Here is a 24,302-nt window from a genome sequence, read left to right as displayed (position 1 = left end):
CCCTGCCGCCCACGGCCGACAAGATCAACCCGCCCCAAAGACCCCCGAATACACAGCCTACCCAAGGGAACGCAAACACAGAGAGGCTGAACACGTCCCCTGTGGACAACTCAGCCCCCTGTGGACAACCCACCCCACCCAACACCCAGCCAGCCAAGCCAACCCGCACATCAGCCCAGCCAGCCGCCATCACGCACCACAAAGGACGCCCACCAACGGCGTCCCCCTCAGCACTCGATGACGTTGAGCGCCAATCCGCCGCGGGCGGTTTCCTTGTACTTGGTGTGCATGTCGGCGCCGGTTTCGCGCATGGTCTTGATGACCTTGTCGAGGTGGACGATGTGGCTGCCGTCGCCGCGCAGGGCCATGCGGGAGGCGTTGATGGCCTTGGTGGAGCCGACGGCGTTGCGTTCGATGCAGGGGATCTGGACGAGGCCGCCGACGGGGTCGCAGGTGAGGCCGAGGTGGTGTTCGAGGCCGATCTCGGCGGCGTTCTCGACCTGGGCGACGGTGCCGCCGAGGACGGCGGTCAGGCCCGCGGCGGCCATGGCGCAGGCGGAGCCGACCTCGCCCTGGCAGCCGACCTCGGCGCCGGAGATGGAGCCGGTTTCCTTGAGCACCACGCCGATCGCGGCGGCGGTGAGCAGGAAGTCGACGACGCCGTCCTCGTTGGCCGCCGACAGGAACCGGGTGTAGTAGTGCAGGACGGCGGGGATGATGCCCGCGGCGCCGTTGGTGGGGGCGGTGACGACGCGGCCGCCGGAGGCGTTCTCCTCGTTGACGGCCAGGGCGAACAGGCTCACCCAGTCCATCACGTACAGCGGGTCGCCCGCGCCGTCCTCGTCGAGCAGCTTCTCGTGCAGCGCCTTGGCGCGGCGCGGCACCTTCAGGCCGCCGGGGAGCACGCCGTCCTGCTCGCAGCCCCTGGTGACGCAGTCCTGCATGACCTGCCAGATGTGCAGCAGGCCGGAGCGGACCTCGGCCTCGGTGCGCCACACCAGTTCGTTGGCGAGCATCACCTGCGCGATGGACTTGCCGGTGGCCTCGCAGTGCGCCAGCAGGTCGGCCGCGGTGCGGAACGGGAACGGGACCGGGGTGGTGTCGGCGGAGATGACCGGGCCGTCGGCCGCGGTCTCGTCGAGCACGAACCCGCCGCCCACCGAGTAGTACGTGCGGTGCGCCAGCTCGGTGCCCGCGGCGTCCCAGGCGGCGAAGGTCATGCCGTTGGGGTGCAGCGGCAGGGACTTGCGGCGGTGCATGACGAGGTCGTCGTCCTCGGTGAACGCGATCTCGTGGCTGCCCAGCAGCCGGATCCGACCGGTCTCCCGGATCGCGGCGACCCGGGTGGGCACGGTGTCGGTGTCGACGTCCTCGGGGCGTTCACCCTCCAGGCCGAGCAGCACCGCCTTGTCGCTGCCGTGGCCGTGGCCGGTGGCCCCGAGCGAGCCGAACAGCTCGGTGCGCACCCTGGCCACCTCGGCCAGCGTGCCCGCCGCGCGCAGCCCCTCGACGAACATCAGGGCCGCCCGCATCGGGCCGACCGTGTGCGAACTCGATGGGCCGATGCCCACGCTGAACAGGTCGAAGACGCTGACCGCCACGACAATCCTCCTCGTTCGGCCACCGGGGCCGCGCCGGATCTCGGCGCGGCACCCGGGGGCGGGTAGATCAGCCCAGCTCCGGGTAGAGCGGGCGGCGGCGCACCAGCGCGGCGACGCGCTCGCGCAGCGCCTCACCGGTGGCCTCGTCGAGCTCGGGGCGCAACGCGATCGCGATGACGTCGGCGACCTCGGCGAAGTCCTCGGCGTCGAAACCGCGGGTGGCCAGCGCCGGGGTGCCGATGCGCAACCCGGAGGTGACCATCGGCGGGCGCGGGTCGAACGGGACCGCGTTGCGGTTCACGGTGATCCCGATCGAGTGCAGCCGGTCCTCGGCCTGCTGGCCGTCAAGCTGCGAGTCGACCAGGTCGACCAGCACCAGGTGCACGTCCGTGCCACCGCTGAGCACCTTCACGCCCGACTCGGCGGCGTCCGGGGCGGTCAGCCGGTCGGCCAGGATCCTGGCGCCCTCGAGCACCCGGCGCTGCCGCTCAGCGAACTCCTCGGACGCGGCGATCTTGAACGCCACCGCCTTGGCCGCGATCACGTGCTCGAGCGGGCCGCCCTGCTGACCGGGGAACACCGCCGAGTTGACCTTCTTGGCCAGCTCTTTGGTGCACAGCACGACACCGCCGCGCGGACCGCCGAGGGTCTTGTGCGTGGTGGTGGTGACCAGCTGCGCGTGCGGCACCGGGTTCGGGTGCAGCCCGGCGGCGACCAGTCCGGCGAAGTGCGCCATGTCGACCATGAGCAGCGCGCCGACCGCGTCGGCGATCCGGCGGAACTCCGCGAAGTCCAGGTGCCGCGGGTAGGCGGACCAGCCCGCGACGATCAGCTTCGGGCTGTGCTCCTTGGCCAGCCGCTCGACCTCGGCCATGTCGACCCGGCCGGTCTCGCGGTCGCTGTGGTAGGCGACCACGTTGTACAGCTTGCCGGAGAAATTGATCTTCATGCCGTGCGTGAGGTGGCCGCCGTGCGCCAGGTCGAGACCGAGGATGGTGTCGCCCGGCTTGAGCACGGCGAACATCGCCGCGGCGTTGGCCGAGGCGCCCGAGTGCGGCTGCACGTTGGCGTGCTCGGCGCCGAAGAGCTCCTTGACCCGGTCGATGGCCAGCTGCTCGACCACGTCGACGTGCTCGCAGCCGCCGTAGTAGCGGCGACCGGGGTAGCCCTCGGCGTACTTGTTGGTCAGCACCGAGCCCTGCGCCTCGAGCACCCCGACCGGGGCGAAGTTCTCCGAGGCGATCATCTCGAGGGTCGACTGCTGGCGGTGCAGCTCGGCGGCGACCGCGGCGGCGATCTCCGGGTCGACCTCGGCCAGGCTCTGCCCGAAGGTGGGTGTCCCTGCCATCAGTCCTCCTTGGTGTGCTCGGCGTACGCGGCGGCGTCGAGCAGCTCGGGCTCGCCGTCGACGCGGACGCGGAAGAGCCAGCCGTCGCCGAACGGGTCGGTGTTGACCAGCTCGGGGGTGTCCACGACCGCCTCGTTGATCTCCACGACCACGCCGTCGGCGGGCGCGAACAGGTCGGAGACGGACTTGGTCGACTCGATCTCCCCGCACGCCTCACCCGTGGTCAGCGTGGCGCCCACCTCGGGCAGCTGCACGTACACCACGTCACCGAGCGCGTCGGCGGCGTACTTGGTGACACCGACGGTGGCCGCGGCCGGGTCGGCGAGGTCGACCCACTCGTGGTCGGTGGTGTAGCCGAGGTTCTCCGGGTTGCTCATTGCTTCTCGATCTCCTGGGTTCAGGCTTGACGCTGGTAGAAGGGCAGCTTGACGACCTCGACCGGCGCGCTGGTGCCGCGGATGTCCACGGAGAGCGCGGTGCCCGGCTCGCTGACCGCGACCGGCACGTAGGCCATCGCGATCGGGTGGCCGAGCGTCGGCGAGAGCGCGCCGCTGGTGACCGTACCGACCTGCGTCCCCTCGGCGTCGACCACGGCGTACCCGTGTCGGGGGGCGCGCTTGCCGGACCCGACCAGGCCCACCAGCACCTTGGTCTCCACGTCGGCGTCGCGGCGGCGCTCCAGCGCCTCCTTGCCGACGAAACCGCCGGGCTTCTCGAACTTGACGACCCGGCCGAGACCGGCGTCGAACGGGGTGAACGAGGCGCTGAGCTCGTTGCCGTAGAGCGGCATCCCGGCCTCGAGGCGCAGGGTGTCGCGGCAGGCCAGCCCGGCGGGCAGCAGCCCGTGCTCCTGGCCCGCCTCGGTCAGCAGCTCCCAGATCCGCGGCGCCTGCGCACCGTCCACATAGACCTCGAAGCCATCCTCACCGGTGTAGCCGGTGCGGGCGAGCAGCACGTCGATGCCGCCGATGGCCGAGGGCACGCTGGCGTAGTAGGCCAGCGCGTCGAGGTCGGCGTCGGTGACCGAGCCGATGATCGCCGTCGACGTCGGCCCCTGCACCGCGATCAGCGCCAGCTCGGCGGAGCGGTCGTTGACCTCGACGGCGAACCCCTCGGCCCGCTCGCGCAGCGCGGCGGCCACGGTGGCGGCGTTCGAGGCGTTCGCCACGACCATGTACTTGTCGGCCGCGAGCCGGTAGACGACCAGGTCGTCGAGCACGCCGCCCTCGGCGTCGCAGATCATCGTGTAGCGGGCCTTGCCCGGCTTGACCGCGGACAGCTTGCCGACGAGCGCGAAGTCCAGCGCCTGGGCCGCCTCCGGACCGGTCAGCTCGATCTCGCCCATGTGGCTGAGGTCGAACAGGCCGGAGGCGGTGCGGACCGCCTTGTGCTCGGCGAGCTCGCTGCCGTAGCGCAGGGGCATCGACCAGCCTGCGAAATCGGTGAACGAGGCACCGAGCGCCTCGTGCACCGAGTGCAGCGGGGAGGGGGTGCTCATGGAAGTCGGGTCTCCTTCGGCGCGCTGGGAACTGTGCTGTTCGCAGCGTGGCACGCCGGGCGTGCGTGGTGCAGCACGACCGGGCGGGCTGTGGATGAGTGTGGCGGATGTGGACAACCGGGCGGCTGTTCGCTGTATGGGGTGCGGTGGACGAGGGTCATGGGAGCTCCTGGGCAGCGCGCCGGATGGACGGATCCAGCGCTGGAACTCCCCCTCTGTCATGGCACCTGAGAGCTTCGCCGCGAGCGCGGCTTGCACCGTGGGTGAGACGCCGAGATCGCGTCTGCTTTCCAGAGTGGCCTGGTGGGGGCGGTAGCTTTACCTGAGAGATTGACGGGGAGTTGCTCCTTCGGTGTCTCGATCAAGATCGAGAACTCTCCCGGCCCCACTCGTTCGGCCCGATATGTGGTTGTGCCCGCGACACTAGTCGAGGCGGAACCCGAAAGGAAGTTCGAGCCGGTGCCTGGCCAACAGGTCGCCGTCGGCGAGCAGCTCGCGCGTCGGTCCGTCGGCCACCACGACCCCGCCGTCGACGAGCACCGAGCGCGGGCACAGCTGCAGCGCGTAGGGCAGGTCGTGGGTGACCATGACCGTGGTCCGGCCAAGGCCGAGCAGGACCTCGGCCAGCTCGCGGCGGGCGCGGGGCTCCAGGTTGGCCGAGGGTTCGTCCAGGACGAGCACGTCGGGATCGCAGGCCAGCACCGTGGCCAGCGCGACCCTGCGGCGCTGCCCGCCGGACAGGTGCAACGGCGAGCGGTCCGCGTGCTCGGCCATGCCGACGTCGTCGAGCGCGCGCGTGACCCGCGCGTCGAGTTCAGGTCCGCGCAACCCGAAGTTCGCGGGCCCGAAGGCGACATCGTCTCGGACAGTGGGCATGAAGAGTTGGTCGTCGGGGTCTTGGAAGACGATTCCGACCCGGCGCCGGACCTCTTTCATATTCTGTTTATTGACCGGCAGTCCGGTGACCTCGACCTTGCCCTGTCCGGTCAGAACGCCATTCAGGTGTAGGACGAGGGTGGTCTTACCGGCGCCGTTAGGGCCAAGAACCGCGACCCTCTCCCCTTGTTCGACTCGCAGGTCCACACCGAAGAGGGCTTGGTGGCCGTCGGGGTAGGCGTAGGCGAGGCGTTCGACCAGCAGGGCGGGCGGTGTCACAGGGCTATGCCTAGCACGACGGCGGCTAGAGCCGTCGGGGCGAGCCCTAGGAGCCATGCGGCGCGTCCGGCAGGCCTGCCTTGGTCGGGCATGGCGCCGGTCCACCCTCGGGAGACCATGGCGAGGTGGACGCGTTCTCCGCGCTCGTAGCTGCGGATGAACAAGGTGCCGATACCGCGCGCGGTGGCACCTACCTGCCACAGGAAGCGCGGATCGTGGCCGCGGCAGATGCGCGCGATCCGCATCCGGCGGGCCTCCGCGGCGATCACGTCCAGGTAGCGCAGCATCAGCGTGGCGATGGTGATCACCATGGTCGGCACCCGCAGCCGCTGCAGCCCGACGATCAACTCGCCCGGGGTCGTGGTCGCGGCCAGGGTGAGCGACACCAGGACGCCGAGGGTGCCCTTGACGACGATGTTCCACCCCGACAGCAGGCCGTGCTCGGACAGCGCGACGCCGAGGACGTCGACGGTCGGGCCGCCCGCGAGGAACGGGAACGCGAACGCCAGGACCACGAACGGCGCCTCGATCAGGGCGCGCTTGGCCAACCAGCCCGGCGGGATCCTGGCGAGCACCCAGACCCCGGCGAGGACGGCGAGGTAAAGGCCGAACGCCCAGAACCGCTCCCTGGGCGTCGACACCACGCACAGCACGCCTGCGACAGCGGCCACGACCTTGACCTGCGGCGCCATCCGGTGGACCGGGGTGTCACCCGGCCGGTGCAGCGGATGCGAGTGCCCCGCACTCACGCCTTGGGTCGCCTGCGCAGCATCCAGAAGAACCCGCCCGCGACCACGACCGTCACCACGACACCGATGACACCGGCCACGCCGGTGGTGTTCTCCCCGCCACCGATCGCGTAGTCGGCAAGAGGGCTACCAGCGAACTGGTGGTTCTTGGCGTTCTGCGCGATGCAGGAGCCCTGGAGTTGTTCTCCCTCAGCGGTCTCCACTACCTCGCAGCCTTGGAGGGTGGCGTGGTCAAGACCGTCCGGATTGGAGTCGGCCAGATAGGACACTGCGCCCGCGAGGACGAGAGCGACTAAGAGGAACCCGAGCAGGAACGAGAGGTTGCGGGTCTTGGTGTTCACGCCGGGGTCCCTTCACGCAGCTCCAACGGGCGGCTAGTACCGCGCAGCAGGTAGACCAAGTCAGGGCGAACGGCCGCGACAGCACCAACGGTCAGCGCGGTGATCACGCCCTCGCCGAGGCCGATGAGGCAGTGCACGCCGACCACCGTCGCGCTGACGGCACCCAGGCTGAACGCCGGGTCCCCACCGATCGCGAACTCCAGGACGAACCCGAGCGAGGCGACCACGGTGTTCACCAGCGCGGCGACGAACGCGACCACGACCAGCCCGGCCTTGCCGGTGGCGAACCGCTTGAGCAGCGTCGCGACCAAGAACCCGGCGGCGGTGCCGATCAGCGCCATGTTCGTGATGTTGGCCCCCAGCGCGGTCACCCCGCCGTCGGCGAACACCAGCGCCTGCACCACGAGGACGATCGACACGCACAACGCGCCGACCCACGGTCCGACCAGGATCGCCGCGAGCGCGCCACCGAGCAGGTGACCGCTGACCCCGGGCAGCACGGGGAAGTTGAGCATCTGGGTCGCGAACACGAACGCGGCCACCAGCCCGGCCAACGGCGCCGTCCGGTCGTCCAGGTCGGCCCGGGCCTTCGCGGCGGCCACCGCGAGCCCGACGACGGCGACCCCGATGAACAGCAACGAGGTCGTGGTGTTGAGCAACCCGTCACTCATGTGCATGGCGACCGAGCCGGTCATCGGCGCGCACCTCCGGGACTCGTGCGGTGGGGACTCACGGCGGACAGGGAATCGAGCGTAGTTGCGAACCGGACGCTACCGCCAGAGCCTGGCAACAACCCACACCGCGCCGTTGTGACCTCAGCTACCCACAACCACCGCGAGCTCGTCAGGCCTACCCTGCGCGAACCGCGTATCGCGCCACCTGGACTGGTCGTGGAAGGCAGCCCCTTCGAAGCGCACCTGCTGCTGGAACACCGCCTCGCTGAAGTTCGCCACCCCGCCGAACCGGGCACCGTCGAACCGAGCCCTGTCGGTGAAGGTGGCGGCGCGGAACCACACGTAGCTGTCGAACTCGGTCCCGCTGAAGTCCACCCGGTACCGGAAGGTCACCATCGCGAAGGTGGCGGACCGGATCCGGCAGCGGGACAGGTCGAGGTCGATGAGCGTGGCACCGGTGAGGCCCAGGTCCATGTCCGGCCAGAACGACTCCGGGCTCTCGGGGCGCAGGTGCAGCAGCAAGATCCGCTGGACCGCGCGCCGGACCTCCCGCTCCTCCAGCCGCTGGTGGTGCGCGAGCAGCTCGGCCCGCTCGGTCGGCTTGGCACCCTCGGGCGGGTCGAACGGCATCCGCAGGTAGGCGCAGTACACGTTGACCACGGTCTGCCGGTGCCCCGGGTTGTCCTGTGCGAGCCGCTCCAGGGCGTAGAGCCCGGCCATCCGCACCGGGGCCTTGTCCGAACCGAGCTGGTCGGCGGCCTTGGTGTAGAGGTCGGTGATGCGCCGCTCGACGCCGTCCTTCTCGGTGATCGCGGCCATCCGGTCCTGGTGCGCCTTGGCGTCGGCGGCCACGTCGCGCTGGTGGGCCAGCGCCCGCTCGCGGTTGTCCAGGTCCTGTTCGGTGGTCCGCTGCCTGCGCCACGACAGGTACAGCGCGAACACGCCGCCCCCGCCGATGCCGATGCTCAGGCCGATCCGCACCGCCTCGAACCGGGCGGTGACCAGCTTCTCGCCGGTGAGGCCGCGAGTCGCGGGCCACCACAGCAACACGACGGTCGTCGCGGTGAGCAGGAGGATGCCGACCGCGACCAGGGCGATTGATCTACCGGAGACGGGCCTAGGGCGGGGTTCTGGTGCGCTCACGACCATGTGATCGACTGCGGGCACGGGATCGTGTCAGAACCAGACGAGGGTGCGGCCACCGCGGCCCGCGCGCATGTCGGCGAACGCGTTCTCGATGCCGTCCAAGCCCACTTCGGCGGTGACGAGGCCTGCGATGTCGAGGCTGCCGTCGGCGACTAGGTCCAAGAGGCGCGGGATGTCGATGTCGGGGTCGGTGGAGCCGAAGAGGCAACCGGTGAGGGTGCGGCCGAAGAAGTACAGCTCCAGGGCGCTGAACTCGACGACCGCCTTGGCCGAGCCCACGCCGACGACCACGACGTGCCCGCCGCGCCTAGAGGACGCCCATGCGGTGCGGATCGACTCCGGGATGCCTACGCACTCGAACGCGATGTCCGCGCCGCGTCCGTCAGTAAGACCCCGGATCGTCTTGGCCACCGGGGAGTCGGACAAGAGGAAGTGGGTAGCTCCATGCGCGCGGGCTAGCGCTTCCTTCTCCGGGTGCACGTCGACGGCGATGATCGGGGCAGCGCCAGCGATCCGTGCCGCTTGCAACACCGATAGGCCGACACCGCCAACACCCACGACCACCACTGACTGTCCAGGTTTGACCTGCGCGGTGTTGAACACCGCCCCCGCACCGGTCAGAACCGCGCACCCCAACACCGCCGCTTGCTCCAACGGCACATCGGCCGGGATCTTCACCGCCGCGCGCTCAGACACGATCGTCTCTTCTGCGAATGCGCCCGTTCCGAGTCCCGGGTAGAGCGGCGTGCCATCGGGCAACGTGGCGTGCGGAACCTCGGCAGCGTCAGCGGCACGCGCGCACAGGTAGGGCTCTCCCTCTAGGCAGAACCAACACTCCCGGCACGGCGGAGCCCAGTTCAGCAGCACGTGATCCCCTGCCGCTACCCGCGTCACCCCCGCCCCCACCGAGACGACGACTCCGGCCCCCTCATGCCCCAACACCGCGGGCACCGGCTGCCTAAGAGTCCCGTTCGCCAGCGACAGGTCCGAGTGGCACACCCCGGCCGCGACAACCCTGACGCGAACCTGCCCCGGTCCGGGCTCCGGCACCACGATGTCCATGACCACCAACGGCTCACCCTGCGCCCGCAGCACCGCAGCCCTGACCATGTCTCTCCCTCAGCCGCCCGTCCCCGACACCAGCAGGCTACGGCCGCCGGAAATCGGCCGGAGCCCCAGTGCCCGGCTACTTACCGTGTGCACGGTGGATTGGGAAAGGCGGCTGCACCAACGCACGTACAGCTATGTCGGGACGAACGCGAAACACGACGGCGCTGCGTGCGATCTCGCTCTCGTCGGTCCCGTGGGTCACACGAACGCGTTGATGCCCGTCAGGGCGCGGCCGATGAGGAGTTTCTGGACCTGGCTGGTGCCCTCGTAGAGGGTCATGACACGCGAGTCGCGCAGGATCTTGGCGACGGGGTACTCGTCCAGGTAGCCGTAACCGCCGAAGACCTGGATGGCGAGGTTTGCCGCGCTTACGGCGTTCTCGCTCGCGAAGAGCTTGGCCATAGAGGCCGCGGTACCGAAGGGCAGCCCCCGGTCCACAAGGTCGGCCACGCGCCACACCAACAGTCGGGCGGCGTCAGTGTTGACTGCCATGTCCGACAACATCTCTTGCACGAGCTGGTAGCTGGCGATGGGCTTACCGAACTGCAAACGCTCCTTCGCGTACCGCACACTTGCTTGCAGCGCACCGTTCGCGAGGCCGACACAACCCGCGGCGACGGACATCCGCCCCTTGTCCAAAGCGGACATCGCCACCTTGAAGCCGGTGCCCTCCTCGCCCAGCCGCGCGTCCACCGGGACCCGCACGCCGTCGAGGACCAGCTCGCCGGTCGACTGGCCGCGCAGCCCCAGCTTGCCCTTGATCTCCCGGTGCTGGAACCCGGGCGAGTCCGTGGGCACCAGGAACGCGCTGATCCCCTTGGGACCGGGGCCACCGGTGCGCGCGAAGATCAGCGCCAGGTCGGCCCAGGTGCCGTTGGTGATGAACATCTTCGTGCCGGTGAGGACGTAGTCGTCGCCCTCGCGCACCGCGCGGGTGGCCAGGCTGGAGGCGTCAGACCCGGTGTCCGGCTCGGTCAGGCCGAAGCAGGCCAGCGACTGCCCGGCGGAGAGCCGGGGCAGCCAGTGCGCCTTCTGCTCGTGCGTGCCGTGCGCGGCGATCGACTTGCCGACCAGGCCAAGCGAGACCGACACGATGCCGCGGATGGCCGAGTCGCCGCGGCCGAGCTCCTCCATCATCAGGCAGTACGACAGGTGGTCGCCGCCGGAGCCGCCGTACTCCTCGGGGATGGTCAGGCCGAGGAAGCCCACGTCGCCGAGCTTGCCGACGATGGACCGGTCGACCTGCTCGCGCCGGTCCCACTCCGCGGCGTTGGGCACCACCTCGCGGTCGATGAAGTCCCGCGCCAGGTCCCAGAGGGCCTGCTGCTCACCGCTGAGGGCCAGGTCCACGCCGATCTCCCGTCCATAAACCAAACGGTGTTAGGTTCGCTAAGGATAGGATCAGCCCGCTGAGTCGGCAAGCACCCACCGGGGGGAGACATGCCGCGACCCCGTGTCCCGCTGCTGGACCGGCCGCGCATCCGCGCCGCCGCGCTGGCCGCCGTCGACCGCGACGGGCTCGCCGGGCTGTCCATGCGCAGGCTGGCCGCCGACCTCGGCGTCCAGGCGCCGTCGCTGTACTCGCACTACCGCACCAAGGACGACCTGCTGCAGGACGTCGCCGAGGACGTCATGGCCGCGGTGGACACCTCCGGGTTCGCCGAGGACTGGGTCACCGGCCTGCGCGGCTGGGCCCGCTCCTACCGCGCCGCGCTGGCCGCCCACCCCAACCTGGTGCCGGTGCTCGCCGCGGGACCCGCCCGCAGGCCGACCGCGCTGCTGCACGCTGACGCGGTGCACGGCGGGCTGGTCGGTGCCGGGTGGCCGCCCCGGCACGCCACCATGATCGGCGCGTCCACCAAGTACCTCGTGCTCGGCGCCGCGATGAGCTCGTTCTCCCGCGGCTTCGAGGACGACGTGCAGGTCTACGTCGACCGCTACCCGCACCTGGGCCAGGCGCACCGGCTGCGCGAGCACGCCGACGAGATCGACGCCGACAGCTTCGAGCTCGCCGTGGACGCGTTCATCGCCGGTCTGACCGCGCTGCACGCCCGGGTGGCGCGAGCCGGGCCCTAGGGCGTGTTTCAGAAGTCCCGCCCGCGCCGGCCGCGCCAGATCGACCGGCATCAGACGCGACTTCTGAAACACGCCCTAGCGGCGGCGAACACCGCCTCGGCGGTCGCCGACAACGCGGGCGAGTCCAACTTCCACTGCTGCCAGAACAGCGGCACGTCGAGCACCCGGTCGGTCAGCACGACCAACTCCCCCGCCGCGATCCTCGGCTCGGCCTGGATCGTGGGCGCCAAGCCCCACCCCATCCCGGCGACGATGGCTTCGAGGAACGCCTCCGACGACGGCACGTGGTGGCGCTGATCGCTCGCGGACCGCTTGGTCAGGCCGCGGACGAACCGGTCCTGCAGCTCGTCGCGGCGGTCGAACACCACCACCGGCGCGTCCGCCACGCACTGCCGCAGCGGACCGGCCAACCACCGCGCGGCGAAGTCGGGGGCCGCCACCGGCAGGTACCGGAACTGGCCGAGCGGGCGCACCGAGCAGCCCGTCACCGGCTCCGGCGACGAGGTCACCGCCGCCATCACCCGCCCCTCCCGCAGCAGCGACGCGGTGTGCGACTCGTCCTCGCGGTGCAGGTCGAAGTAGACGTCGGGCACCCGGGCCAGTGCGGGCAGCAACCAGGTCGCCAACGAGTCCGCGTTGACCGCGACGGGCAGCCGCGCCGACTCCCCCGGTACCCCCAGGCCCGCCCGCAGGTCCCGGTCGAGCTGCGCGAGCTGACGCGCGAACCGCACCACCTGGGTCCCGGACTCTGTGGGGCGCACCGGTTTCGTGCGCAACAGCAACACCCGGCCGGTGCGCTGCTCGAGCGCCTTGACCCGCTGGCTGACCGCCGACGGCGTCACCCGCAGCGCGGCGGCCGCGGCATCGAAGGTGCCCTCGTCGACCACGGCCAACAGTGTGCGCACCTGGTCAAGCGGCAGATCGCTCATCACGACCGCTAATGCTACGTAAGAATCTTTAGCTGGTGTTACCCGCGAGCGCGGCCATACGGTCGGTCCATGGGGCTCGCGGTTCTGGCCGGGTTCGGCACCGGACTATCACTGATCATCGCCATCGGCTCGCAGAACGCTTTCGTGCTGCGGCAAGGCATCCTGCGGCAGTCAGTGCTACCTGTCGTGGTGATCTGCGCGGTGTCAGACGCGGTGCTGATCGCTCTAGGCGTCGGAGGCATGGGAGCCGTGGTGGCGGCTCAACCGGTCGCGCTCACCGTGGTCGCTATCGTCGGCGGTCTGTTCCTACTGGGATACGGCCTGCTCGCGGCCAAGCGCGCGGTCCGCCCGTCTGCACTGTCCACAACCGGCACGGGCGCGGGATCGACCAGGACCGCCGTGCTCACCTGCCTCGGCCTGACCTGGCTCAACCCGCACGTCTACCTGGACACCGTGCTGCTGCTGGGGACCATCGCCGCCGCCCAGGGGTCGGCGCGCTGGGCGTTCGCCGTCGGCGCGACGCTGGCCAGCGTGTGCTGGTTCGCGGGCCTGGGCTTCGGCGCCCGCCTGCTCACCCCGGTGTTCGCCAGGGCCGCGTCCTGGCGGGTACTGGACGCGGTGATCGCGGTGACGATGACCGCGCTGGGGGTGTCGTTGGTGGTGGGGGCGTGAGCGCCACGCCCCCACCGCTCAACCGACCCCGGCGCCGTGCAGGGCGACCCACCGGCGCATCGAGTACTCGACCATGGTGATCAACGTGCTCTTGACCGACTGCCGGTCCCTGGCGTCGCACGGCACGATCGGCACCTCCTGCCCGATCGCCAGCGCGTCCCTGACCTGGTCGATGGTGTGCCCGAGCACCCCGTCGAAGCAGTTGAGGCCGATGACGTAGGGCAGGTTGCGCTCCTCGAAGAAGTCGATCGGGGAGAACGAGTCGGCCAGCCTGCGGGTGTCGGCCAGCACGACCGCGCCGATCGCGCCGCGCACCAGGTCGTCCCACATGAACCAGAACCGCTGTTGGCCCGGGGTGCCGAACAGGTACAGCACCAGGTCCGAGTCGAGCGAGACCCGGCCGAAGTCCATCGCGACGGTGGTGGTGGACTTGTTCGGCGTGGCCGCGGTGTCGTCGATGCCCGCGCTGGCGCTGGTCATCACCGCCTCCGTGGTCAGCGGCATGATCTCCGAGACCGAGCCGACGAAGGTGGTCTTGCCCGCGCCGAACCCGCCTGCCACCACGATCTTGACCGAGGTCAGCCCACCACCGGGTGCCGGGTCGTCATAGCCTGCGGAGTCCACTCAGTACCCTTTCCATCAGCACCAGGTGAGCCTTGTTGGCGCCACCGGTCGCGGTCTTGTGCACGGCCACCAGGCCCAGCTGGGCCATGTCGCCCAGCAGCACCTTGGCCACCCCGAGGGGCACGCCGAGCAGGGTGGCCACCTCGGCGACCGACCTGGGGTCGTGGCAGAGGGCACCGATCGCGCGGTGCTCGGACTCGGCGAAGGCCGTGGCGTCCCCGGCCCGCTCGCTGGTGGACACCATGGTCTCCACGCGCAGTTCGAAGTTGGACTTGGTCCGGCCCCTGGTCCAGGCGTAGGGGCGCACGATGGCGGCGGCGTCCTCGTCGGACCCGAACACCCGCACCGACCCGACCTGGTCGACGGCCGGTACCGCTGACTCGCCCTGCTCGACGGCGTCGCCGTCCGGCCAGTCCGGCTCGTCGTCGCGCCCCGAGGCCACCGGTTCGTCCACTTCGGACTTGCGGCGCCTGCGGGACCGGCCACCGCCCAGCGTCAGGTTGGCCATGACGTCGGCGATGGTCTGCTCCGGCTCACCGGAGCGACCCTGGTTGGAGCTCATGCTGTGCTCATGCGGGCTGCCCCACCATCCTCCCGGCGGTCCCCTGCAGGGCCGCGCGCAGTTCCGGGGTCAGGATCTGGCCCACCCGGTCCACCAGCAGCGTCATCTCGTACGCCACTTGTCCGATGTCACAGGTCGGGGCCGCGAGGATCGCTAAACACGACCCGTCGCTGATGGCCATCAGCAGCATGATGCCCCGCTCCATCTCGACCACGGTCTCCTTGACCGCGCCCGCCTCGAAGCAGCGGGCCGCGCCCTGGGTGAGGCTGACCAGCCCGGAGGCGACGGCCGCCAGCTGGTCGGCGCGGTCGGTCGGCAACCGCGCGGACGAGGTGAGCAGCAGCCCGTCCGCTGACACCACCACCGCGTGCGCCACCCCGGACACCCGCTCGGCGAACTCGTTGACCAACCACCCGAACTGGCCTGGCTTGGACTGCGTGGACGTCATCGTGCTCCATTTCCCGTCGGTGACGGCGGCTGCATCGGTTCGGTTGACTGCGTGCGACCTGGCTCAGGCATCCCCGCCTTCTTTCTCGGTGTCCCCGTCCTGTCCCGGGTGCCGCTGCGCGATGCTGCTGCGGCCCCGGCCGATCCCACGCTGCAGGCTGCCCAACCGGGAGCGCAGCGCCTCGGCGTCGCGCTCGATCGGCGGGGGCTGCGGCGCGGCGGCGGTGGCGCCGAGGCTGCCGGGCAGCAACCGCTCCCGCGGCGTCCGCTTGGGCAACCCGCCCTCGGGCAGCGGGTCGGCGTCGGCCTGGGTGCTCAGCGCCTCGGCGGCCTGCCAGCCCGCGTCCCGCGCGAAGCGCCACCGCGCGCCGCGCAGGTCGAGCCCCTGCTGCCCGTCGGCCTCCGGCGCGCCGTGCGCGGGACCCGCGTGGTGCGCGCCCCTGGCCCGGTGGATGCCGCGCTGGTAGCTCGACAGCCGCTCGCGCAGGTCCTGCGGGTCCCGGTTGGCGTGCGCGGGTGGCGTCGCGGCCGCCGCGCGCCGACCGGGCTGCCGGACCCCGCCGGGCACCAGGTTCCGGCGCGGGGTGCGCCGGGGCAGGCCGGAGGTGGTGAAGTCCTCCGGCTCGGCGGCCGACACCGCCCGCGCGGTGTGGAAGCCCTGGTCGGCGGCGAAGTCCCAGTCCGGTCCCCTGCTGACGTCGGCCGCGGTGGAGTTCGGGTCGTCGGTGACCGCCCGGAACCACGCGGAGACCATCTCGTCGAAGATCGGCGTGGTCTCGTGCAGCGCGGCGGCGGGCGGCTCGGCCGCAGCCTGGTGCACCAGGGTCGTGTCCCACCAGCCGCTGTCGTCCTCGACCCCGCCGTCGTAGTCGCCGTGATCGCCGCGGTCGCTGTGGTCACTGTGGACACTGTGATCGCTGTGGTCGCCGTCGTCCGCCCTGACGGGGGCGTGGTCGGGGACCACGGGGCTCTGCGGCTCGGTGTGCTCGTCGACGAACAGCGCCTGGGTCTGCTCGACCGGCGGGATGTCGGGCTGGGCAGGCCCCCTCGGCGAGCGGCGCGGCAGCGGGACCCCGTCGGCGCTGGGGCTCGGCGACGGGATGGGCAGCGAGCTGGGCAGTTCCGCCCCGTCGCCACCGGGCGCGCTGGTCGGCTCCCACTTGGGCTTGCCGTTGGCGAGCCTGCGGGCCAGACCGGCGGTGAAGCCTGCGGGCCCGGTGCCGTTGCTCTGACCGGTCCCGTTGGCGTGGCCCGTCCCATTGGTGTGCCCGGTCCCGTTGGTGTGACCGTTGGCATGGCCGTTGCCGTTGGCATGGCTGTGACCGTTGCCGTTCGCGTGACCGTTGCTGTCACCGTGGCCGTTGCTGTGCCCGTTGGACCCGTTCGCGTGCCCGTTGGACCCGTTGCTGCCAACGGGTTCGCGGGACGCCGGGGCGACGCGTGGCAGGTCGTGACCCACGTCCCCCGCGACCAAGTCGGCCGGTACGGCGACCACGGCGCGCACCCCGGTCTGGGCGCCGGGGCGCAACCGCACCTCGACGTTGAGCCGGGCGGCGAGCCTGCCGACCACGAACAGCCCCATGCGGCGCGAGGTGGACGCGTCCACGGTGCGGCTGTCGGCGAGCCGGGTGTTGGCGGCGGCCAACTCCTGCTCGCTCAAGCCGATGCCGCGGTCGACCACCTCGATCCGGATCGCGCCGGTGTCGGTGACGTGGCTGGTGATGGTGACCTGGGTGGCGGGCGCGGAGAACGCGGTCGCGTTGTCCAGCAGTTCCGCGGTGAGCCGGACCAGGTCGCCGACGGCGTAGCCGACCACGAGCACCGCGGCGGGCGGCGCGATGACCACCCGCTGGTACTGCTCGATCTCCGACACGGCCGCGCGCAGCAGGTCGCCGAGCTGGGTCGGCGCCTGGGCCCGGCGGGCGGTGTCGGCGCCCGAGAGCACCATCAGGTTCTCGTTGTTGCGCCGCATCCGGGTGGCGAGGTGGTCGAGCTGGAACAGGGTGGCCAGCTGGTCGGCGTCCTCCTCGTCGCGCTCGAGCCGCTCGAGCAGCTGCAGCTGGCGCTGCACCAGGCCCTGGCTGCGGCGGGAGAGGTTGACGAAGACGTTGCTGTAGTTGGCCCGCAGCCCGGCCTGCTCGGTGGCCAGCCGCAGCGCCTGCTCGTGCACCGCGTCGAACGCCCGCGCCACCTGGCCGACCTCGTCGTCGGGCAGCACGGCGACCGGTTCGACCACCGGCTCGACCGCGTCGCTGCCGTCCCGGATCCGGGCGACCGCCGCGGGCAGCCGCCTGGTGGCGACGTCGAGCGCGCCGCGGCGCAGCAGTGCGAGCGAGCCCAGCAGCTGCCTGCCGATCACGATCATCACCGCGGCGGCGGCGACCAGGGCGAGGATGAGGATGACCGAGGCCAGGCCCGCCGCGTCGCTGGCCTCGTCCTGCATGGCCGACGAGCGTTCCTTGATCTCGGCGCCGAGCAGCGCGCTGACCGCGGTGATCCGCTCGGAGACCTCCTCGGACGAGGCGTTCCAGTCCACCGAGGTGATCGGCAGCGGCACGTTGACGCTCGCGCTGCCGTCGGTGCCGTCGCCGACGGCGAGCCGCAGCAACTCGGTCCTGGTGCGCACCTCGGGCGCGTCGTGCAGCGCGTCGTAGCCCGACTGCTGGCGCAGCGTGGCGATGGACCGGAAGTCCGCGGTGCGCTCGGCCAGCCTGGACTGCGAGGCGCGCAGGCTGTCCAGGTCGGCGGGGTTGAGCCCGCCCCTGGCGATGCCGATCGCCACCAGGCCCTGCTGGTAGTACACCTCTTCCTTGGCCGCCTCCAGGTCGTGCAGGGCGGCGGCGGTGTTGGCCAGGCCGGGGTCGGCGACCTCGCCGGTGGTGGCGCGGTCGAAGTCCAGCAGCGTGTGGATCACGTCGGTGTAGCCCGCGAGCGCGGTGCCGCTGTCCACGGCACCGGCGCCGACCGGGCGGCGCAGCGCGGTGAGGGTCTCGAACGCTGAGGTCACGTCGACCAGCCGCGCCCTGGTCACCTCGGTGTCGAAGGTGGCCTTGCCGATCGCGCGGAACATCTCCTCCCGCGCGTAGTCGGCGCTCTGCCGCTCCCCGGCCAGTTCCGCGGCGATGTCGCGGGACCCGGCGGTGAGCAGCACGGCCGCCTTGGTGCGCTCGCGCTGCAGCCAGGTCAGCGCCTTGCGCAGGCTGTCGTTGACCGCGACGAGCTTGTCCACCCGCTGGTAGGACTCGGCGCGCTCGACCTGGCCGCTGATCCGCAGCACGCCGAGCACGACGGCGAAGGCGACCGGGACCATGATCACCGCGGCCAGCTTGACCGGGATGTTCCAGTCCCGCCACCGGGTCAGCGTGGCGATCGGGGACCGGCCGGCTTCCCCACCGGCTGTCCCGGGCGCGGTCCGCCTGGTGCTCGACCCCTGGCCCGACCGGGGACCGGTGCGCGCGGTCGCCGAGGCGCCCGGCGCGGCCGGGGCCGACGGCGTGGTCGTCGTGGTGCCGCGCTGCGGCAGGGCACGGCTCATTCGCGGGCCGCCACATCAGCCCGCCACCGTTGTAGGAATAACACCCTCACCGCGCCGATCTCCCTTCGACGACGAATCCGCCAGGCACAGCGCGACACGCGACGTCCTACGCGGACAGCGATACCAGCGGTGCGCCGATTCCCCGTGCCGCTCGATGACCCTTCCGACATCGGCGCGGCTTCGGCGAGAACTTGAGTGCCGATGCTACCCCGATCTGGCGATCTTCCTCCCCATTCCCGCTGACCTGCGAGAATGGCCGGAGCCCCGGGTGATCTCGCCACCCGGGCGGGCAACGGGAAGATCCATTGCGGGAATCGGTCACGCTTAGCACTGAATTTCCGCCTTGATACCTCGATCGGGTGTCCTCATCGGTGAGAGCTCATCTTCTGCCGACCGACACGGTCCCGACCAGCGCGGACACCGGTCAGGCCACAGTGGATACCCGCTGGTACGGGCGGGGTCCGGGCATTACTCGGGTGGAGTACGACACCGAGTGACCCGACAATTCACCATTAAGTGTGAACGCATTGACCCGGCCGACTCGCCGCCAAACCGGTACGGTTCGGTGACCTGCGGGGCGGGGGCGGTGATCGGGTCCGCCCCTGTGGACAACCATTGGCACCGCCGTTGTGTTCGCGGCTACCATGGCCCCGTTGCCGGAGGAGCGCGATGTCCGCGCATTCGGTTGCGAATTCCCGGCGCCGCGGCGCGGAACACCAGCACGAGCGTTTCCGCACCCCAGGTCGACGCCGCCCCCACCATTTCGGAGGAAACGCATGACCGAGGTCGTCGGACGCCGGGCGGCGTCCACCCAGGCGCCACCCAGGCCGTCGGCCACCTTCGGCGGCATCGACGGCCCGACCGGCGACGCCCCCGCGGGTGGTCCGGACTTCGACGCCATCCACCGCAGCCCGGAGTTCACCGCGCTGCGCTCGCGGTTCCGCCGGTTCGTCTTCACCCTCACCGGCCTGTTCCTGGCCTGGTACCTGGGTTACGTGCTGCTGGCCGCGTACGCGCACGAGTTCATGGCCACCAAGCTGGTCGGCTCGATCAGCGTCGGCCTCGCGCTCGGCCTCGGCCAGTTCGCCTCGACCGTCCTGATCACCGCCGTGTACGCGCGGTGGGCGCGGCGCCGGGTCGACCCCGCGGTCGACGTGCTGCACAAGCGCGCGGAGGCGGGCCGATGAGCGTCCTCGCGCAGGGCCAGGTCGGCGACCCGGTCCTGAACTCCGTGGTGTTCGGCGCTTTCGTGGTGATCACGCTCTACCTGGTGTACCGGGTCGGCTCGCGCGGGAGCTCCACCTCCGACTACTACGCGGCGGGCGGCGGGCTCACCGGCGTGCAGAACGGGGTGGCGCTCTCCGGCGACTTCCTGTCGGCTGCCTCGTTCCTCGGCGTCGCGGGCGCGATCGCCATCCACGGCTACGACGGGTTCATGTACTCGATCGGCTACCTGGTGGCCTGGTTGATCAACCTGCTGCTGGTCGCCGAGCTGGTGCGCAACACCGGCCGGTTCACCATGGGCGACGTGCTGGCCTTCCGGATGCGCCAGCGCCCGGTGCGCGCGGCGGCGGCGACCTCGACGCTGGTGATCTCGCTGTTCTACATGCTGGCCCAGATGGCGGGCGCGGGCGCGGTGGTCGCGCTGCTGCTCGACGTGCACACCAAGGGCGGGCAGGCGCTGGTGATCAGCGTGGTCGGGCTGATCATGATCTTCTACGTGCTGGTCGGCGGGATGAAGGGCACCACCCTGGTGCAGATCATCAAGGCCGTGGTGCTACTGCTGTGCGTGGTGCTGATGACGGTGTTCCTGCTCGGCAAGTTCGGCTTCAGCCTCAGCGCGCTGCTGGAGCAGGCGGCGGCCAACAACACCAAGGGCGAGAAGATCCTCGACCCCGGCGTGCAGTACGGCGCCACCCCGATCAGCACGCTCGACTTCATCTCGCTGTCCATCGCGCTGATCCTGGGCGCCGCGGGCCTGCCGCACGTGCTGATGCGCTTCTACACCGTGCCCGACGCCCGCCAGGCCCGGATCTCGGTGGTGTGGACGGTCGGCATGATGACGGTCTTCTACGGCGCCACCCTGGTCATCGGCTACGGCGCGTCCGCGCTGGTCGGCTCCGAGCGGATCCTGGCCGCCACCGGCCGGGAGAACGCGGCTGCCCCGCTGCTGGCCTTCGAGATCGGCGGCACCGTCCTGATGGGCGTCGTCGCCGCCGTCGCCTTCGCCACCATCCTGGCCGTCGTCGCGGGCCTCACCATCACCGCCTCGGCCTCCTTCGCCCACGACGTCTACGCCAACATCCTGCGCCGCGGCAAGGCCGACCCGGTCTCCGAGGTGCGCGTCGCCCGAGTCACCGCCATCGTCATCGGCATCCTCGCCATCCTCGGCGGCATCCTCGCCAACGGCCAGAACGTCGCCTTCCTGGTCGCCCTCGCCTTCGCCTTCGCCGCCTCCGCCAACCTCTCGACCCTGCTGTACTCGCTGTTCTGGAAGCGCTTCAACACCACCGGCACCCTCTGGGCCATGTACGGCGGCCTCGGCTCCTGCCTGGTCCTGGTCTTCTTCTCCCCCGTGCTTTCCGGCGCCCCCACCTCCATCCTGTCCGGTGTGGACTTCCACCTCTTCCCCCTGTCCAACCCCGGCATCATCTCCATCCCCATCTCCTTCATCGCCGGCTACCTCGGCACCGTCCTGAGTCGCGACAAGGCCGACCCCGCCAAGGCACGGGAAATGGAAGTCCGAGCCCTCACCGGCATCGGCCGCTGAACCACCCTCCGGTTGTCCGGCCTGGCGCACACACCCCGGGCCGGACAACCACCCCCTACCCCACCCGCTCCCCGCCAAGTCCCCACGCCACTCCCAGCCCACCCGCCAACGACTGGCCAAGACCTCACAACGTCGGCCCCCAAAGCCCCCGCCGATAACGTTGCCCCCAAGACGCCCGCCGACGACGTTGGCCGATACGCGCTCCACCCGAGTCGCTGGTGCCAGGCCGGCTCGATGGGGTGGACTTGTTTTGTGTGGGGGGACGGTGCCCGTAGCGTCGTTCAGCGGACAGGGCCATGCTTTTCGGCCCCTGCTTTGCGGTCCTGCCACGGGTATCGTAGGGGCCCCACGCAAAACAAGTTCGCCCCATCGAGCAAAGCTCGAAAGTCGCGCCTCGCTGCAATGCCGCAGGCGAGCCGTCCACCGCAGCGAAGCGAAGGCCCGAGAGCCAGACTTCCCCTAGCCCAACGCACTGCCGCCCGCAGCCCCCAAGAACAACCAACTACCCCCGCTCCTGCTCCCCCTCATCCTCCACAAAGGACAGAAACGGCAACACAACCCCCACCAACACCGCCGGTACCAAGCTAAAACCAACCACAATCGCCACCCGAGCCCCCTCCGGCTGGTCCACCACCCCACCCGACACATACCCGCCTACCGCCAACAGCACCCCGTACAACCCAGGCCCCAACGCCAACCCCAACGTCTCCCCCGCCGTCCACACGCCCGAGAACAGCCCGGCCCGCACCGCCCCCGACCGCTTCTCCTCGGCCGTGATGATGTCCGGCAGCATCGACATCGGGAACACCTGCAGGCCCGCGTACGCCACTCCGGTCAGCGCGACGAGCAGTACCAGCACCCACATCGGCGGGACGAACGCGACCGCGGCGATCGAGAGGGCGAACAGGACGGTCGCGGCTTGGTAGCCGCGGCGTTTGCCCCAGCGGCGGCCGACGCGCTGCCAGAGGGGCATGACCAGGAGGGCGGGGGCGACGAACGCGGCGAACAGCGGGGTTTGGGCGCCGGGGTCGTGCAGGACGACGCGGGCGAGGTAGTCCACTCCGGCCAGGAGGGTGCCGATGCCGATGGCCTGGATGACGAAGGCGAGCAGGAGGGTGCGGAAGGGGCGGGAGGAGCGGACGGCGGCGAGGAGTTCGGGGAACCTGGCGCCAGTGGGTGTGACGCGCGCAACAGGGGCTTGCGCGGTGCCGATGTAGACACCCAGTGCGCCGAGGGCGATGAGGGCGGCGACGACGAGGCCCATCAGGCGGTAGCCGCCCGCGGAGTCGCGCAGCAGCGGGGCGCCCGCTCCGCACAGGAGGATGGCGACGGCCAGGGCCGCCACCCGCCAGGAGATCAGCCGGGTGCGGTCGTGGTAGTCGTCGGTGAGCTCGGCGGCCATGGCGACGTAGGGGACCTGGAAGAAGGCGAACGCGGTCGCGCAGGCCACGAAGGACACCGCGACCCAGGCGCCGTCGCCGAGCGGGGTGCCGAACACCGGCGGCAGGAACATGACGGCGAACAGGGCGGCCAGCGCGAGGCCGCCGCGCAGCAGGAACGGGCGGCGCGGACCGAGCCGATGCGTTGCCCGGTCACTGATTCGCCCGGCGATCGGGTTGAACGCCACATCCCACGCCTTGGGCAGCAACACCAGCACGCCCGCGACGGCGGCGGGAACAGCCAGCCGGTCGGTCAGGAAGGGCAGCAGCAGCAACCCGGGAACGGTCGCGAACGCCCCGGTGGCAAGGGATCCGAGCGCGTAGCCCACCCGGATCCCTGAGGTCACGGACATGCCGCCTCCCGCCTGCTCCGGGTCCCCCCCCGGGCGCGATGGTACGGCTAGTGTGATCGAGTCGGTGCTTGGCTGCCCATCCAGTTCCGGCCAGGTCGGTATTACAGTGCTCGCCGTGCTCGACTCTGTGGGGTCACCGGGGCTGTCCACCCGGCTGCGCGCGTTCCTCGACGATCGCGCGCCCGAGACGCCGTGCCTGGTGCTGGACCTCGAGGTGGTGCGGACCAACTACCGCGCGATGCGCGCGGCGCTGCCCGAGGCCACCATCTTCTACGCGGTCAAGGCGAACCCGGCCCCGGAGCTGGTGCGGACCCTGGTCCACGAGGGCTCGTCGTTCGACGTGGCCAGCACCGGCGAGATCGATCTGTGCCTGGCGCAGGGCGCCGACCCGTCGGCGATCTCCTACGGCAACCCCATCAAGAAGGCCCGCGACATCGCTTACGCCTACGGCCGTGGAGTGCGCCGGTTCACCTTCGACTCCGAGGGCGACCTGGCGAACCTGGCCGAGCACGCCCCCGGCTCGCGGGTGTGGTGCCGGTTCCTGGTGGACGCCCCGGCGTCGGGGACCCCGTTCGGCGCGAAGTTCGGCTGCTCGCCGGAGATGGCGCTGCGCCTGCTGGGCAAGGCGGCCGACCTGGGCCTCGCTGTGGACGGAGCCTGCTTCCACGTGGGTTCCCAGCACGCCGACCCGGCGGCGTGGACGGCCGGGATCGCCCAGGCGGGCCGGATCGCGCGCGGCCTGGCCGAGTCGGGCGTGCCGACCAGGTCCCTCAACCTCGGCGGTGGTTTCCCCGCCTCCTACCGCGACCCCGTGCCGCCGCTGACCGCGCACGCCGGGGCCATCCGCGCGGCGGTCGCCGCGCACTTCGACTCCCCGGTGGAGCTGGTGGTCGAGCCAGGTCGGGCGATCGTGGCCACCGCCGGGGTGATCAGGACCGAGGTGGTGCTGGTGTCGCGCAAGTCCGACGCCGACGAGCACCGCTGGGTCTACCTCGACATCGGCCGCTACTCGGGGCTGGCCGAGACCGAGAACGAGTACATCGCCTACCGGCTGCGCACCGCGCACCCGGCGGAGCCGAGCGGTCCGGTGATCATCGCCGGACCCACCTGCGACGGCGATGATGTGATCTACCAGAACACCCCGTATCGTCTTCCGACGGCGCTGCGGGCAGGCGACCACGTCGACATCCTCGACGCGGGCGCGTACACCGCGAGCTACTCCTCGGTGTCGTTCAACGGTTTTCCGCCCCTTCCGACGTTGTTCGTCGGCTGA

General features: G+C 71.0%; 22 protein-coding genes and 1 riboswitch. Of the genes, 5 read left to right on the top strand and 17 right to left on the bottom strand.

Translation table 11 applies throughout. The annotated features are described in order from the left end of the window. Positions 1-227: 227 nt before the first annotated feature. From LV79_RS21175 to LV79_RS21125, 11 genes are all read right to left on the bottom strand, one after another. A complete protein-coding gene (locus LV79_RS21175) occupies positions 228-1,601 on the bottom strand; it encodes an L-serine ammonia-lyase (protein ID WP_253839698.1) in 1,374 nt (457 codons plus the stop codon). A gap of 67 nt (positions 1,602-1,668) precedes the next feature. Then, entirely contained in the window at positions 1,669-2,949 is a 1,281-nt protein-coding gene (glyA, locus tag LV79_RS21170) for a serine hydroxymethyltransferase (protein WP_253839689.1), read from the bottom strand. Then, positions 2,949-3,326, bottom strand: coding sequence for a glycine cleavage system protein GcvH (gene gcvH / locus LV79_RS21165; RefSeq protein ID WP_253839684.1), 378 nt, complete (start codon positions 3,324-3,326; stop codon positions 2,949-2,951). The genes glyA and gcvH overlap by 1 nt, the downstream gene beginning before the upstream one ends. A gap of 20 nt (positions 3,327-3,346) precedes the next feature. Beyond that, positions 3,347-4,447 (bottom strand): glycine cleavage system aminomethyltransferase GcvT, encoded by a 1,101-nt coding sequence (gene gcvT, locus LV79_RS21160; protein ID WP_253839675.1) that lies wholly within the window; start codon positions 4,445-4,447, stop codon positions 3,347-3,349. A 300-nt stretch (positions 4,448-4,747) separates the two neighbouring features. Continuing rightward, positions 4,748-4,839, bottom strand: a riboswitch (glycine riboswitch). A 31-nt stretch (positions 4,840-4,870) separates the two neighbouring features. Continuing rightward, the gene (locus LV79_RS21155; RefSeq protein WP_253839673.1) at positions 4,871-5,602 is read right to left on the bottom strand and encodes an energy-coupling factor ABC transporter ATP-binding protein; all 732 of its coding nucleotides are present in this window, start codon (positions 5,600-5,602) and stop codon (positions 4,871-4,873) included. After that, a complete protein-coding gene (gene cbiQ / locus LV79_RS21150) occupies positions 5,599-6,351 on the bottom strand; it encodes a cobalt ECF transporter T component CbiQ (RefSeq protein ID WP_253839671.1) in 753 nt (250 codons plus the stop codon). Before cbiQ ends, LV79_RS21155 begins: the two co-directional genes overlap by 4 nt. After that, entirely contained in the window at positions 6,348-6,692 is a 345-nt protein-coding gene (locus LV79_RS21145) for a PDGLE domain-containing protein (protein WP_253839664.1), read from the bottom strand. Before LV79_RS21145 ends, cbiQ begins: the two co-directional genes overlap by 4 nt. Next, positions 6,689-7,387 (bottom strand): energy-coupling factor ABC transporter permease, encoded by a 699-nt coding sequence (locus tag LV79_RS21140; RefSeq protein WP_253839662.1) that lies wholly within the window; start codon positions 7,385-7,387, stop codon positions 6,689-6,691. The genes LV79_RS21145 and LV79_RS21140 overlap by 4 nt, the downstream gene beginning before the upstream one ends. A 120-nt stretch (positions 7,388-7,507) precedes the next feature. Beyond that, positions 7,508-8,509: a pentapeptide repeat-containing protein gene (locus tag LV79_RS34605; RefSeq protein ID WP_253839660.1), complete on the bottom strand. Its 1,002-nt coding sequence runs from the start codon at positions 8,507-8,509 to the stop codon at positions 7,508-7,510. Positions 8,510-8,542: 33 nt separating this feature from the next. Beyond that, a complete protein-coding gene (locus tag LV79_RS21130) occupies positions 8,543-9,622 on the bottom strand; it encodes a zinc-binding dehydrogenase (protein ID WP_253839658.1) in 1,080 nt (359 codons plus the stop codon). A gap of 198 nt (positions 9,623-9,820) precedes the next feature. Beyond that, complete coding sequence (locus LV79_RS21125) at positions 9,821-10,972, bottom strand: acyl-CoA dehydrogenase family protein (protein WP_253839656.1); 1,152 nt, start codon at positions 10,970-10,972, stop codon at positions 9,821-9,823. 90 nt (positions 10,973-11,062) lie between these two features. On the opposite strand from LV79_RS21125, the gene LV79_RS21120 reads away from it, so the two are divergent. Next, complete coding sequence (locus LV79_RS21120) at positions 11,063-11,698, top strand: TetR/AcrR family transcriptional regulator (RefSeq protein WP_253839648.1); 636 nt, start codon at positions 11,063-11,065, stop codon at positions 11,696-11,698. 50 nt (positions 11,699-11,748) lie between these two features. Here LV79_RS21120 and LV79_RS21115 read toward each other — a convergent pair whose 3' ends face one another. Then, a complete protein-coding gene (locus LV79_RS21115; protein WP_253839640.1) occupies positions 11,749-12,627 on the bottom strand; it encodes a LysR family transcriptional regulator ArgP in 879 nt (292 codons plus the stop codon). A 69-nt stretch (positions 12,628-12,696) separates the two neighbouring features. Between LV79_RS21115 and LV79_RS21110 the strand changes: the two genes are divergently transcribed. Continuing rightward, entirely contained in the window at positions 12,697-13,299 is a 603-nt protein-coding gene (locus tag LV79_RS21110; RefSeq protein WP_253839626.1) for a LysE/ArgO family amino acid transporter, read from the top strand. 18 nt (positions 13,300-13,317) lie between these two features. Here the strand turns inward: LV79_RS21110 and LV79_RS21105 are convergent, their stop codons facing one another. From LV79_RS21105 to LV79_RS21090, 4 genes are all read right to left on the bottom strand, one after another. Further along, positions 13,318-13,923 (bottom strand): GTP-binding protein, encoded by a 606-nt coding sequence (locus tag LV79_RS21105; protein ID WP_253839624.1) that lies wholly within the window; start codon positions 13,921-13,923, stop codon positions 13,318-13,320. Beyond that, on the bottom strand, positions 13,904-14,485 hold the full coding sequence (locus tag LV79_RS21100; protein WP_253839622.1) for a DUF742 domain-containing protein: 582 nt from the start codon (positions 14,483-14,485) through the stop codon (positions 13,904-13,906). Before LV79_RS21100 ends, LV79_RS21105 begins: the two co-directional genes overlap by 20 nt. Positions 14,486-14,492: 7 nt before the next feature. After that, the gene (locus LV79_RS21095) at positions 14,493-14,933 is read right to left on the bottom strand and encodes a roadblock/LC7 domain-containing protein (protein ID WP_253839620.1); all 441 of its coding nucleotides are present in this window, start codon (positions 14,931-14,933) and stop codon (positions 14,493-14,495) included. Between the two features lie 63 nt (positions 14,934-14,996). Beyond that, positions 14,997-18,467: a sensor histidine kinase gene (locus LV79_RS21090; protein ID WP_253839618.1), complete on the bottom strand. Its 3,471-nt coding sequence runs from the start codon at positions 18,465-18,467 to the stop codon at positions 14,997-14,999. A 776-nt stretch (positions 18,468-19,243) separates the two neighbouring features. Between LV79_RS21090 and LV79_RS21085 the strand changes: the two genes are divergently transcribed. Together LV79_RS21085 and LV79_RS21080 are read left to right on the top strand one after the other, a co-directional pair. Beyond that, positions 19,244-19,654, top strand: a complete 411-nt coding sequence (locus tag LV79_RS21085; protein ID WP_253839616.1) for a DUF485 domain-containing protein — start codon at positions 19,244-19,246, stop codon at positions 19,652-19,654. Then, positions 19,651-21,237 carry a monocarboxylic acid transporter gene (locus LV79_RS21080; protein ID WP_253839615.1) on the top strand — a complete coding sequence of 529 codons (1,587 nt, stop codon included), beginning with the start codon at positions 19,651-19,653 and terminating at the stop codon, positions 21,235-21,237. Before LV79_RS21085 ends, LV79_RS21080 begins: the two co-directional genes overlap by 4 nt. Before the next feature lie 502 nt (positions 21,238-21,739). Here LV79_RS21080 and LV79_RS21075 read toward each other — a convergent pair. After that, the gene (locus tag LV79_RS21075) at positions 21,740-23,029 is read right to left on the bottom strand and encodes an MFS transporter (protein WP_253839613.1); all 1,290 of its coding nucleotides are present in this window, start codon (positions 23,027-23,029) and stop codon (positions 21,740-21,742) included. A gap of 106 nt (positions 23,030-23,135) precedes the next feature. Between LV79_RS21075 and LV79_RS21070 the strand changes: the two genes are divergently transcribed. Continuing rightward, positions 23,136-24,302 carry a type III PLP-dependent enzyme gene (locus LV79_RS21070; RefSeq protein WP_253840382.1) on the top strand — a complete coding sequence of 389 codons (1,167 nt, stop codon included), beginning with the start codon at positions 23,136-23,138 and terminating at the stop codon, positions 24,300-24,302.

The organism is Actinokineospora globicatena, assembly GCF_024171945.1.
GTDB classification, from domain to species: Bacteria; Actinomycetota; Actinomycetes; order Mycobacteriales; family Pseudonocardiaceae; genus Actinokineospora; species Actinokineospora globicatena.
The sequence above is the reverse complement of the archived record's forward strand: the minus strand, read 5'-3'. Positions and strand labels throughout refer to the sequence as shown.